This window comes from Streptococcus vestibularis ATCC 49124 (assembly GCF_000188295.1).
Lineage (GTDB): Bacteria > Bacillota > Bacilli > Lactobacillales > Streptococcaceae > Streptococcus > Streptococcus vestibularis.
In genome coordinates this window covers 1,182,132-1,194,376 of record NZ_GL831112.1, presented here as the reverse complement: position 1 = coordinate 1,194,376, position 12,245 = coordinate 1,182,132, and the positions used below count along the sequence as shown (strand labels likewise).

Sequence of the window (12,245 nt, the reverse complement as noted above, 5' to 3'; positions counted from 1 at the left end):
ATTTTGAAGTTGAAAGAATTTGAGGGGAAATAAATGTCAGAGCTTACTTTTTCAATTTGGAAACCATTTATTGAAAGTGATCAAAGGGGGGAGAGGTGGTTACAACCTATTTTAAAGACATTTGATAAGTTGACTCCATGCAACTTACAACATGATAATGGGTTATACCATATAGAGGTTGATAAAAATAATCACTTTGTTTTTTTAGTAATAGAATCTGGAAAGTTAGAGCCAAGAGATACTACTGTAACGGACTACTATACGAATCAAAAACGGGAAAATCCCAAATCAGAAACAGAGTTGGAATTTTTGAAGCAATTTTTTGTCTTATTTGATTTAGATAATAATTTATTGTATTTTTCGGATGTAAGACACCGTAATTTGCTAGAAAAAATTCTCAAAGATACAACGGAAGTTAAGTTTAACATAAAGGGGTTTTATGAAGATAAAGAGGAGTTTTTTAAAATATTATCTAGTGTTGATGAAATTCAGTTTACTTCAAAAAATGATATTTTTTCATCTTTATCAGAAAAACGTGAAGCTCTATCTGATTTATTTGATACCGATGGCTTGGATGATTTAACGTTGAATGTAAAGCTATCTGGGATGAAAATAAATAAAATCAAAACATTTATCAAAAAAATTGTAAAAGAATCTGAGAATCATCAACTATCAGGTATCTTAATTCGAGGAAATGACGAAGCAGGATTTGAACATGTTTTTAATCGTGGTACGTTTATCAAAAAAATTACAATAAATGTCGAAAAACAACAAGCAACTGGGAAATTTTTAGGAGCAGAGGTAAAAGATATTTTGCTCAAAGAAATAGAGAGCCTGTCAAATGAGTAAGTTACGAAAAAAAGATAGAGTTATTTCTGGTTGTATTTTAGTGATTAGTTTGTTTATATCATATTTACTAAGGAATTATATTCTACTAAGTCATAGTGATACGGTATCATTTATTTCTGTAATCACAGGTTTCTTACTTTCCGCGATTGCTATATTGTATTCTTCTCCTATACGATCTGTATTGTATGATAAGAACTCAAACGAATACTCTTCAAAATGGGAAGAGATAATTGTTAGGTATTTCTATACATTTGTTGTTAGTTTATTATATATGGTGGAGTTATCTTTAGAAGTTAAATGTATTCCAGATTTTATAAATGTTGGTTTTTTACTAAGTATTGTAATCGTAATAATTGTAGTTACTAAAGGGCTATTTGAATTGCTTTTAGTTGAGATAAATGATTAATTTTCTTCATGTGAGTTTTCGCAGTTATTATATCTTTAATCATGTTACTGAGTTTTATGTGTTTGTATTTAATATTCTAGCCAAATCAACCTTTGGCTGGTTTTTATTTTCTTTGCATGATATAATTAAATTACCAAAAAGGTAATTTAAATCGAACGGAAAGGAATTTATGAAGCTTATCTATACAAATAAAACTGTTAAGAAACAGTGCACTGAGCTAAGGCGAGCGAAAAAGGATTTTTCAGATAGGGTTGCATTAAGGTTGCATCAGTTGATTAACCTTTTGGAAGCATCGGATTCTTTAGCTAGTATGACGGCTTTTCCTAAGTATCATTTTCACCAATTAAAGGGAAAGAGAAATGGACAGTTTGCTTTAGATATAGATGGTCGAAGGAGTTCCTATCGTTTGATTTTAGGATTTCGGGAGGAAGATCTGGAGAAGGTATTTTCTAGTCCGGTAGAAATCGAAATCATGAAAATAGAGGAGGTTAGCAATCATTATGAGTAAAAAAGTTGTTGAGTACAAAGACCTGATTGCTTTTCATCCGGGTCAGTATGTTGAAGACTTAATTGAGGACTATAACGTAACTCAGAAAGAATTTGCGGAGCGTTTGGGAGTCTCTGCCAAGACTGTCAGCAAGCTAGTTAATGCTGAGGAGTCTATTAGTAAGGAGACAGCTCATAAGTTAGCCAAGTTAAGTGGTGTTTCTATGCAGACTTGGCTCAACCTTCAAAGCATTTATGATGTGAAAGTGGCTGAAATTGTAGAACAAAGAGAGCTTGATCAAGGCCGAGAGAAGGAAATCTGCGAGATGATTGACTTTAAGTATTTTAAACAAAAAGGCTACGTTCCAGAGAAGCGCTATAGTATCGGTGAAAAGATTACAGAGCTTCGGAAGATTCTAGAAGTATCGAGTCTAGAATATCTCCTGACTTTTAACCATTTAGTGAGTTATCGTAATACACGTGACTTTACCGAAAAGAGTATCGTTAATTCCAATATCATGTTAGAGTTAGCATCTAAAAAAGCTCGTAATAAAACGACTATAAAGCTTAATCGCAGAAAGTTAGAGAGAAGCTTACCGACTTTGAGAGAATTGACGAGACAAGATCCAAAGGATTTTGCTCAAGAATTGACCGATATCTTGTTAGAGTGTGGGGTTGTCTTAGTGGGACTTCCTGCTTTAGCAAATGCCAATTTAAATGGTGCAACAAAGAAGTTTGGAAATGGTAGTGTCTTGTTGTTATTAACTGATCGTAATAAAGCATCGGATATTTTTTGGTTTTCACTTTTCCATGAGATTGGGCATATTCTGCAGAATGACTTTTCGTCTGATGAAGAAGCTAGCGACTCTTATCGACGTTCTGAGGAACAAGCAGACCAATTTGCGAAAGATTTACTAATTGCTCCTCAAGAATATCAAAGATTCATAGATGAGGCTTGCTTTGATAAACAAGCGATTAAGAAATTTGCTGATGAGATTGGTATTCATCCTAGCATTGTTTTAGGTCGCTTGCAGAATGATGAGTATTTGGGTTATGATCAATTTAGAGACTTGAAAGTGAACTATTATTTAGTTTCTTAATGGATCTTATAGTGCAATCAAAGGCTTTTTCCGAATAATAGAAGTAGAGGGGACAACCCTCTATTTTTGACTAAGGAGAAGTAGATGGAAAAAAGACACAAGCATGTCTCACCGACCTTGGATATTATGGCCAAGAAGATTTTTAGTCTGCCTGAAGTGACGGTGGCATTTATTCGAGATATTTTAGATTTGGATGTTGTAGATGCTCAGATTTTGGAGGGAACACAGCTTCATAAAAAGGACTTTGATGAGGATGAGCTCTTTTCAACCTCGGTGGATGTTCGAGCTAAGCTGAATGATGGAACTGAGGTTATCATTGAGATTCAGGTGCGTAAGCAGCATTATTTTCTCAATCGTTTTCATTATTATTTGGCTAACCAGCTGGTGGAAAATGTGCAGCAATTACGCCAACAAGGACAGACACACAAGATGTATGAGCAGATGGAGCCGATCTATGGTATAGCCATCTTGGAGAAGACCTTGTTGCCAGATGAGGAGTCCCCGATTAATACTTATTGGATGGCCAATAGTCGAACGGGGAGGCCTTTGAATGCCTACTATAAGGATGGAAAACAGCAGAACCTTCTTCAGATTGCCTTTTTAGAGTTGGATAAGTATAATAAAGATAAGCATATCAGGGATGAAGGGCGGCAGTGGCTAGAGTTCTTTGGAAATCTCCCATTTTCAATGGCACCTAGTCAAGCGGTCACGCATGCCGATTCATTACTGGATTCATCCAGCTGGACACAGGAGGAAAAGGCGATGATTGATGAACGCATACGTATTCAAGAAAATTATGACATGACCATGGAAACAGCAATTGATGAAGCGCGTGAAGAAGGCATGGAACGAGGTCGTCATGAGGAGCGCTTAGAGTTGATTCGTAAGATGCTCTCAAAAGGCCTACCTCTAGAAGTTGTATCAGATGTGACTGGTCTATCGCTTGAAGAACTAGAGGTATTGTGATCGTAAGATCTAGCCGATTAAATCATTTTTTTGAACAGAAAGAGGTATTTTTGCCTCTTTCTTATTTTTTGCTGTTTAACATTTGTAATACTAAAACATTCGAAAAATAATACTTTGAATCGTAAAATTAAAAAAGACTATCAAACGTTTGGCAGAAATCTGAGAAAAAGGATTTCAGGTATTTCCCAAATTTAATTTGATAGTTCTTACTAAATAGGGCTTTTTAAGGACTTGTTAAAATGGATTACTTAGCCTTTTATTTTGTTTTGAATTTAAAAACAGCATCATTAAATATATTTAATATTTGAGATTATCTGTTTCTAGTTTCAAGAATAGCTTGGGACTAAAATGGAGAGATTGTGAAAGTTGTCAGTCTTTTGCCAAATACTCAGGTCGCCTAGAACAACGACCTAAAAACCACTGTAACAAGCAGTCAGTTTACCTCAGAAGATATTCGCTTTAATTTCTTTTGAATGAGAAATCTGTGGATGTAATCTCAAGTAAAGTCATGGCGGTTATGGCATCTGAAACATTAGCTTCAGAAGCAGCTTCGTTTGCAAGCTCTGAAGATGTTGTCAAAGAGATTGGCAGTGATTTGTCAGAATTGGCGGAAGGCAAGAAGGATGACACACCTAAAAATATCGCCCGTATTTATAAAGTAATCGAGGCTAATCAGGTAGTTAAGTCTTCTGAAAGTCAGGGTGATTCTTCCAAAGAAAAAGGAAAATCTCAGACTTCAATGATTCTCTTCCTTGTCGGAGTTGCTGTTACACTAAGTATATCTACAATTTATTTTACTAAACAAGGTAAGAAAGCAGGGAAATAATAGGGAAGAAACATCCAGTTAGATAGGTGTTTTTACGTATGCCTAGCAATACCAACAAAGCAAATGTCGTTACAATGACAGAAGCAGATGCACTAGCCCAAGGAAAACGATACACGTCGAAAGAGTAATACAAAAGCTGGACATCTTGTCCAGTTTTTTTGTAAAACGGCTCACATTTTACCACTTTTATCTGAAAATTTGATATACTGAGACTATTAAAGATACTTGTAAGAGAAGTCGTACGGACTTTTTTAGGTATAAGAAAGGAATAAAAATATGATTTGGATTATTATTGCCATTATTGTTGTTCTTGTGATTTTTGTTATTGCAAGTTATAACGGCTTGGTTAAGAGCCGTATGCAAACCAAGGAGGCGTGGAGTCAAATTGATGTTCAATTGAAACGTCGTAATGACCTCCTTCCTAACTTGATTGAAACGGTTAAAGGTTACGCTAAATATGAGGGTTCAACGCTTGAAAAAGTAGCAGAACTTCGTAATCAGGTAGCAGCTGCGACTTCTCCTGCACAAGCTATGCGTGCCAGTGATGAATTGACTCGTCAGGTTTCTGGAATCTTTGCGGTAGCTGAAAGTTACCCTGATCTTAAGGCTAGTGCCAACTTCAGTCAGCTTCAAGAAGAGTTGACGAACACTGAAAATAAAATTGCCTATTCGCGTCAACTTTATAACAGTGTGACAAGTAACTACAATGTGAAATTGGAAACATTCCCAAGCAATGTTATTGCCAAGATGTTTAGCTTTAAGGCTGCTGAATTCCTTGAAACACCAGAAGAAGAAAAAGCTGTGCCTAAAGTTGATTTCAGTGGACTAGGTAACTAATATGTTATTTGATCAGATTGCTCGAAATAAGAGAAAGACTTGGCTTTTGCTTCTGGTCTTTTTCCTCTTGTTGGGCCTTGTTGGCTACGGTGTCGGCTATCTTTGGTTAGGTTCAGGATTTGGTGGTCTGATTCTTGCCTTAGTTATTGGTTTTATCTATGCCGTTACCATGATTTTCCAATCAACTAATGTCGTTATGGCTATGAACGGTGCACGAGAGGTTGATGAACAAACAGCTCCAAACCTTTATCATGTGGTCGAGGACATGGCTATGGTGGCCCAAATCCCAATGCCACGTGTCTTTATTGTCGATGATCCTTCAATGAATGCTTTTGCGACCGGATCAAGCCCTAAGAACGCGGCAGTAGCTGCTACGACAGGTCTTCTTGCGGTTATGAATCGTGAGGAACTTGAAGGAGTTATCGGACATGAAGTAAGTCATATTCGCAACTACGATATCCGCATCTCTACCATAGCAGTTGCCTTAGCATCTGCCATTACCATGCTAGCTGGGATGGCTCGTAATATGATGTTCTGGGGTGGAGGTCGTCGTAGAAATGATGATGACCGTAATGGAAGTAGCGGTTTGGAAATTATTCTTCTCATTATTTCTTTGATTGCCATTATTCTGGCGCCTTTGGCAGCTACTTTGGTTCAGTTGGCTATTTCACGCCAGCGTGAATTTTTAGCTGATGCTTCTAGCGTCGAATTGACACGTAACCCACAAGGTATGATTAACGCTCTGCTCAAACTTGATAATAGTGCGCCAATGCAACATCACGTGGATGATGCTAGCGCAGCCCTCTTTATCAATGACCCTAAAAAGGAATCTGGTTTGCAGAAGCTCTTTTATACCCACCCACCAATTTCAGAACGGGTGGAACGTTTGAAACAAATGTAATACGGGAGAGGCTAATCGTGTGATTGGTCTCTTTCTTTTAGCAGTTATTTTCTTTTTTATTAAATAAGTAAGTATTATACCTAGCCAAGTCAACATATTTCTGGCATAATAGATATATGAAACTAACGATTCAACGAATGGCTCGGATAGCTATTCTGTCAGCTCTGGCAGTAGGATTGCGGTCAGCATTTATAGGGTTGCCAAATATTCAGCCTATTACAGCTATGTTTTTTGTGGCTGTTCTTTATTTGGGGTTACTAGATGGTCTCTTGATTATGGCTTTGACCATGTCAATCTCAGGATTCATCTTTGGCTTTGGTCCCTGGGTTTTTAATCAAATCTTGGCCTTCGGCATTTTGATGGCTCTTTGGAGCTTGATTGCACCTAGGTTATCACTTGTTTGGCAGATTGCTTTGGTAACTACTTTGTCCTTTCTCTACGGAGTTCTCCTGGATTATAGTTATGGCCTCCTATTTAAGAGCGGTCTTACCTTTGTTGTTTCTGGCCTTCTTTATGATACCTATCATGCAGTATCGACGCTTCTATTCTATCCATTTATTCAGTCTGTTTTTAGGAGATTTTTGAAATGAAAAAATTATTGATATATTTAGCTCTTGCCTTTTCTCTTGTTACTTTAGCTGCTTGTGGAAAAAATGAGGCTGCTAAACCTACTAATAGCACAAACAATCATCAGTCTAAGGTTCAAGGTCAGGTTACTTTGATTTTAAAAACTGAAAAGGAAAGTAAGAAAAAATCTGTAGAATTCAAAAAAGGTGATACGGTCCTTGATGTTTTAAAAGAAATATATCCTGTTCAAGAAAATGATGGTTTTATTACTGAAATTGATGGAATTTCTCAAGACAAGGAGAAGGGGATTTATTGGATGTTTGATGTCAATGGAAAAATCGGTGAGAAAGCCGCTAATCAACTTAAAGTTCAAGATGGTGATGAAATTAAATTCTATCAAGAAAAGTATAATTAAGATTTTAGACTCTAATTCAGAGTCTTTTTTTATAAAGTTCGGAAATAGGTCTAATAATTTTTTCAAAAAAGTCGGAAAATTGCAAAATAACTGACGATTTACAGAAAAATAGTTTACTTTTGTTTTAAAAGTGATATCATAAAAGGGTACTACATAAAGTAAGGAGAATACGGTTTGGCTTTTAACAAATTGGAAAGCAGTAACAACCAGGAAATCATCTCTGAAGAAGTTGGTATCTTGAAAGAATTGTTGGATGATGCAACACTAGGAATGGCTGGAGAGCAAGGCCTCACAACTATCCAACATTTGGTTGAACTTTATGATGAAGGTGACTATGTGGCCCTTACACAAGCCATTTCAGAAATGACAAATGACGATATGGTCGTTGCATCACGTTATTTCTCTTTGTTACCTCTCTTGATTAATATCTCTGAGGACGTGGATTTGGCTTATGAAGTCAACCACAAAAATAATATTGATGAATCTTATTTAGGTAAGTTGTCTGAAACCTTTGATGTTGTCGCTGAAAGCGACAATGCGCGTGACATTCTTGAAAATGTTAATGTCGTGCCGGTATTGACAGCTCACCCAACTCAGGTTCAACGTAAAACCATGCTTGAATTGACTAACCACATTCACGAACTTCTCCGTAAACATCGTGATGTTAAGGCTGGTCTTATTAACAAGGATAAATGGTATGCGGATTTGCGTCGTTATGTAGAAATTATGATGCAAACGGATATCATTCGTGAGAAGAAACTTAAGGTTAAAAACGAAATCACTAACGTTATGGAGTATTACAACTCCTCATTGATTAAGGCGATTACCAACTTATCGCATGAATTCAAACGTTTAGCGGTTGAAAAAGGTATCGAACTTAATAATCCAACACCTATTACAATGGGAATGTGGATTGGTGGTGACCGTGACGGGAACCCATTTGTAACGGCAGAAACTCTTAAACTTTCTGCGACAGTACAAAGTGAAGTTATCCTCAATTACTATATTGAAAAAGTTGATAACCTTTACCGCTCATTCTCACTCTCATCACGTTTGACTGAAGTTTCAGAAACAGTAGCAGAAATGGCGAAACTTTCTCCAGATACATCTGTTTACCGTGAAAATGAACCATACCGTCGTGCTTTTAGTTACATTCAATCTAAATTGATTCAGACGTTTCTTTTCTTCAAAGAAGGTAACTTTAGCAAGGAAAGAGTTGCTAAGCGTCTTTCTGAAAATGTTCGTCTTGGATCAGTATCAACAGGCGAAGTAGTAGCTGATTTTGTGCAAGAACGTCTCAGCCAAAGTCTTCAAGCTGTCTCACAACAAACTACCGAGTTTTATGAAACAGCTGAAGCTTTCCATGATGATCTTTTGGCAATTAAAAATTCACTTCTCGAAAATGATGATTCTGTCTTGATTTCCGGTGATTTTGAAGAGCTTCTTCAAGCCGTTGAAGTCTTTGGATTCTACCTTGCAACAATTGATATGCGTCAGGATTCAAGCGTTCATGAAGCTTGTGTGGCAGAGTTGCTTAAATCTGCAAACATTGTTGACAACTATAGTGAATTGACAGAGGTTGAAAAGGTTGCTGTTCTTCTCAAAGAATTGCAAGAAGATCCACGTACCTTATCATCAACAAATGTATCTAAGTCTGAAACACTTGAAAAAGAATTGGCTATCTTCCGTACTGCTCGTCTTTTGAAGGACTATATTGGTGAAGAAGTCATCAAACAACATATCATCTCTCACACTGAGAGCGTCTCAGATATGTTTGAGTTAGCCATCCTTCTTAAAGAAGTTGGTTTAGTTGATACTGAGCGTGCGCGTGTCCAAATCGTTCCACTATTTGAAACCATCGAAGACTTGGAAAACTCTAATGAAATCATGAAACAATACCTTGGCTATGATATTGTTAAACGATGGATTAAGAACAGTAATAACTACCAAGAAATCATGTTGGGTTACTCAGATTCAAACAAAGATGGTGGTTACCTTTCTTCGGGTTGGACACTCTACAAAGCTCAAAACGAATTGACCAAGATTGGTGAAGAGCGCGGCATTAAAATTACTTTCTTCCATGGCCGTGGTGGCACTGTTGGTCGTGGTGGTGGACCATCTTACGATGCTATTACATCTCAACCATTTGGTACTATTAAAGACCGTATCCGTTTGACAGAGCAAGGTGAGGTTATCGGTAATAAATATGGTAATAAGGATGCAGCATACTACAATCTTGAGATGCTTGTTTCAGCTGCTCTTGACCGTATGGTGACACGTCAAATTGCCGATCCAGAAGAATTGGTTGATTTCCGTGAAATTATGGACGGAATCGTTCACGATTCAAATGTTATTTATCGTGACCTTGTCTTTGGAAATGAACATTTCTACGATTACTTCTTTGAAGCAAGTCCAATTAAAGAAGTATCAAGTTTAAATATCGGTTCTCGTCCAGCAGCTCGTAAGACTATTACTGAGATTTCAGGGCTTCGTGCCATTCCTTGGGTATTCTCATGGTCACAAAACCGTATCATGTTCCCAGGTTGGTATGGTGTGGGTTCTGCCTTTAATCACTATATTAAAGCCGAAGAAGGAAACCTTGAAAAACTTCAACACATGTTTGAAACATGGCCATTCTTCCGTTCACTTTTGTCTAACGTGGATATGGTGCTTTCAAAATCAGATATGAATATTGCCTTCCACTATGCACAGTTGGCAGAGAGTGAAGAAGTTCGTAGTGTCTTTAACATCATTTTGGATGAGTGGCAGCTAACTAAGAATGTCATTCTTGCGATTGAAAAACATGATGACTTCCTTGACGAAAGCCCATCTCTTAAAGCAAGTTTGGATTTCCGCTTGCCATACTTCAACGTCTTGAACTACATCCAAATTGAATTGATTAAACGTCTTCGTAATAATAATCTGACTGATGACGAAATTAGTCTTATTCATATTACTATCAACGGTATTGCAACAGGACTTCGTAACTCTGGTTAATAAAGTGAAGTTCATCGCTTCGGTGGTGAGCTTTTTGTTATAATGAAAATTCTGATATAATATAACCATGATTGCTATGGAAACGATTGAAAAGCTGAACAGAGAAAAACTCCCTATGATAACTGTCTTGGCTGGCGAGGATTTAGGTCAGTATAGTCAAGCTAAAGAAAAATTTTTAAAACAAATTGGATTTGATCCAAGTGACTTGACCTATTCCTATTTTGATATGTCCGAGACTGATTATCAAGATGCTGAGCTCGATTTGGAAAGTATGCCTTTTTTTGCAGATGAAAAGGTAGTTATTTTTGATCATTTCGAAGATATGACTACTGCTAAAAAGTCTTATCTAGATGAAAAAGCATTGAAACGTCTTGAAAATTATCTTCAATCACCTGTAGAAACAACACGTCTTGTCTTAATGGCTTCTGGAAAGCTCGATGGAAAGCGTCGGTTGGTTAAACTCCTAAAACGTGATGCTTTGGTACTTGAAGCTAACCCTTTAAAGGATGCAGAGCTTAGGACTTATTTTCAAAAACAGGCACATCAAGAGGGACTCATTTTTGAAAAAGGGGTTTTTGAGGAGCTCTTAATCAAGTCAAGTTTTGATTTTTCAGATGTTCAGAAAAATCTGGCGTTTTTAAAAGGCTATAAAACTGAAGGGAATATCTCATCGCAAGACATTGCAGAGGCTATTCCTAAAAGTTTGCAAGATAACATTTTTGATATGACTCAACTTCTTTTGAGAGGACAGATTCAGGGGGTTCGTGAATTGGTTCATGATTTACGATTGCAAGGAGAAGATGAGATTAAGTTGATTGCTGTTATGTTGGGCCAATTCCGTACCTATCTACAAGTCAAATTGTTATCTGCTCAAGGCAAAAGCGAGCAACAAATTGTTTCAAGTCTTTCAGACTATCTAAGTCGGAAAGTTAATCCATTTCAGGTTCGCTATGCTATAAGAGATAGCCGTCATTTATCAGTTGCATTTTTAAAGACAACGATTAAGATTCTGGTTGAGACAGACTACCAGATAAAAACAGGAACTTTAGATAAAGATTATTTATTTGATTTAGCACTTTTAAAAATAGCGTCAAACCGCTAAAAAATGGAGCTTTCCAAGATTTTGTAATCAAAATTTTTGAAAGCTCTATCATTTTACGGTAAAATAAAGAAAAAATGAAAAGAGGACCCTTACTATGGCTATTATCCTTCCTGATCTTCCTTACGCTTACGATGCTTTGGAACCATACATTGATGCTGAAACAATGACTCTGCACCACGACAAACACCATGCAACTTACGTGGCAAATGCTAATGCTGCGCTTGAAAAATATCCTGAAATTGGTGAGGACCTTGAAGCGCTTTTGGCTGATGTAGAAAAAATTCCAGCAGACATCCGTCAAGCACTTATTAACAATGGTGGTGGACATCTTAATCACGCACTATTCTGGGAACTTTTGTCACCAGAAAAACAAGAACCAACTGCAGAAGTAGTAGCCGCTATTAACGAAGCATTCGGTTCATTTGAAGCTTTCCAAGAAGTTTTCACTGCGGCAGCGACAACTCGTTTTGGTTCAGGTTGGGCATGGCTTGTGGTTAATGCAGAAGGTAAACTTGAAGTTGTTTCAACTGCCAACCAAGATACACCTATCTCAGACGGTAAAAAACCAATCTTGGCACTTGATGTTTGGGAACATGCTTACTATCTAAACTACCGTAACGTACGTCCAAACTACATCAAAGCTTTCTTTGAAATCATCAATTGGAATAAAGTTGCTGAGCTTTACGCAGCAGCTAAATAAGTCTAGAATCATCCTCAGTCTTGAGGGTGTTTTTTTGTAATATGGTTGTAAAATCTCCTTGCTTTTTAGGTTATTATAGCTTAAACTATTACT

The 12,245-nt window shown here is 37.0% G+C and carries 13 protein-coding genes and 1 pseudogene; all 14 read left to right on the top strand.

The features are described from left to right. The first annotated feature begins 33 nt into the window (after positions 1-33). The 14 genes and pseudogenes from HMPREF9425_RS05850 to sodA all read left to right on the top strand — a co-directional run bounded on the left by HMPREF9425_RS05850 (position 34) and on the right by sodA (position 12,152). Entirely contained in the window at positions 34-849 is an 816-nt protein-coding gene (locus HMPREF9425_RS05850; RefSeq protein ID WP_003097462.1) for a hypothetical protein, read from the top strand. Beyond that, on the top strand, positions 842-1,255 hold the full coding sequence (locus HMPREF9425_RS05845; protein WP_003097461.1) for a hypothetical protein: 414 nt from the start codon (positions 842-844) through the stop codon (positions 1,253-1,255). The genes HMPREF9425_RS05850 and HMPREF9425_RS05845 overlap by 8 nt, the downstream gene beginning before the upstream one ends. A 169-nt stretch (positions 1,256-1,424) precedes the next feature. Next, positions 1,425-1,763, top strand: coding sequence for a type II toxin-antitoxin system RelE/ParE family toxin (locus HMPREF9425_RS05840; RefSeq protein ID WP_003097460.1), 339 nt, complete (start codon positions 1,425-1,427; stop codon positions 1,761-1,763). Continuing rightward, the gene (locus HMPREF9425_RS05835) at positions 1,756-2,841 is read left to right on the top strand and encodes a HigA family addiction module antitoxin (protein WP_003097459.1); all 1,086 of its coding nucleotides are present in this window, start codon (positions 1,756-1,758) and stop codon (positions 2,839-2,841) included. Before HMPREF9425_RS05840 ends, HMPREF9425_RS05835 begins: the two co-directional genes overlap by 8 nt. 84 nt (positions 2,842-2,925) lie before the next feature. Further along, on the top strand, positions 2,926-3,807 hold the full coding sequence (locus HMPREF9425_RS05830) for an Rpn family recombination-promoting nuclease/putative transposase (RefSeq protein ID WP_003097458.1): 882 nt from the start codon (positions 2,926-2,928) through the stop codon (positions 3,805-3,807). 469 nt (positions 3,808-4,276) lie between these two features. Continuing rightward, a complete protein-coding gene (locus tag HMPREF9425_RS05825) occupies positions 4,277-4,633 on the top strand; it encodes a hypothetical protein (protein ID WP_232009675.1) in 357 nt (118 codons plus the stop codon). Between the two features lie 38 nt (positions 4,634-4,671). After that, positions 4,672-4,761, top strand: a pseudogene (locus HMPREF9425_RS10360) (deoxyribonuclease); the annotation flags it as partial. Between the two features lie 148 nt (positions 4,762-4,909). Further along, on the top strand, positions 4,910-5,470 hold the full coding sequence (locus HMPREF9425_RS05820; RefSeq protein ID WP_003097456.1) for a LemA family protein: 561 nt from the start codon (positions 4,910-4,912) through the stop codon (positions 5,468-5,470). A gap of 1 nt (position 5,471) precedes the next feature. Beyond that, entirely contained in the window at positions 5,472-6,371 is a 900-nt protein-coding gene (htpX, locus tag HMPREF9425_RS05815; protein WP_002890638.1) for a zinc metalloprotease HtpX, read from the top strand. A gap of 116 nt (positions 6,372-6,487) precedes the next feature. Then, complete coding sequence (locus HMPREF9425_RS05810) at positions 6,488-6,961, top strand: hypothetical protein (protein ID WP_003097455.1); 474 nt, start codon at positions 6,488-6,490, stop codon at positions 6,959-6,961. Beyond that, on the top strand, positions 6,958-7,353 hold the full coding sequence (locus HMPREF9425_RS05805) for a DUF4430 domain-containing protein (protein WP_003097454.1): 396 nt from the start codon (positions 6,958-6,960) through the stop codon (positions 7,351-7,353). Before HMPREF9425_RS05810 ends, HMPREF9425_RS05805 begins: the two co-directional genes overlap by 4 nt. A 174-nt stretch (positions 7,354-7,527) precedes the next feature. Then, positions 7,528-10,350 (top strand): phosphoenolpyruvate carboxylase, encoded by a 2,823-nt coding sequence (ppc, locus tag HMPREF9425_RS05800; protein WP_003094056.1) that lies wholly within the window; start codon positions 7,528-7,530, stop codon positions 10,348-10,350. Between the two features lie 67 nt (positions 10,351-10,417). Further along, positions 10,418-11,452, top strand: a complete 1,035-nt coding sequence (holA, locus tag HMPREF9425_RS05795; RefSeq protein WP_003097453.1) for a DNA polymerase III subunit delta — start codon at positions 10,418-10,420, stop codon at positions 11,450-11,452. A 94-nt stretch (positions 11,453-11,546) separates the two neighbouring features. Then, positions 11,547-12,152, top strand: a complete 606-nt coding sequence (gene sodA / locus HMPREF9425_RS05790) for a superoxide dismutase SodA (protein ID WP_003097452.1) — start codon at positions 11,547-11,549, stop codon at positions 12,150-12,152. The last annotated feature ends 93 nt before the right edge of the window (positions 12,153-12,245 follow it).

Coding starts and splice junctions, on each gene's coding strand:
- HMPREF9425_RS05850 (WP_003097462.1), top strand. CDS start 34: ATGTCAGAGCTTACTTTTTCAATTTGGAAACCATTTATTGAAAGTGAT.
- HMPREF9425_RS05845 (WP_003097461.1), top strand. CDS start 842: ATGAGTAAGTTACGAAAAAAAGATAGAGTTATTTCTGGTTGTATTTTA.
- HMPREF9425_RS05840 (WP_003097460.1), top strand. CDS start 1,425: ATGAAGCTTATCTATACAAATAAAACTGTTAAGAAACAGTGCACTGAG.
- HMPREF9425_RS05835 (WP_003097459.1), top strand. CDS start 1,756: ATGAGTAAAAAAGTTGTTGAGTACAAAGACCTGATTGCTTTTCATCCG.
- HMPREF9425_RS05830 (WP_003097458.1), top strand. CDS start 2,926: ATGGAAAAAAGACACAAGCATGTCTCACCGACCTTGGATATTATGGCC.
- HMPREF9425_RS05820 (WP_003097456.1), top strand. CDS start 4,910: ATGATTTGGATTATTATTGCCATTATTGTTGTTCTTGTGATTTTTGTT.
- htpX (WP_002890638.1), top strand. CDS start 5,472: ATGTTATTTGATCAGATTGCTCGAAATAAGAGAAAGACTTGGCTTTTG.
- HMPREF9425_RS05810 (WP_003097455.1), top strand. CDS start 6,488: ATGAAACTAACGATTCAACGAATGGCTCGGATAGCTATTCTGTCAGCT.
- HMPREF9425_RS05805 (WP_003097454.1), top strand. CDS start 6,958: ATGAAAAAATTATTGATATATTTAGCTCTTGCCTTTTCTCTTGTTACT.
- holA (WP_003097453.1), top strand. CDS start 10,418: ATGATTGCTATGGAAACGATTGAAAAGCTGAACAGAGAAAAACTCCCT.
- sodA (WP_003097452.1), top strand. CDS start 11,547: ATGGCTATTATCCTTCCTGATCTTCCTTACGCTTACGATGCTTTGGAA.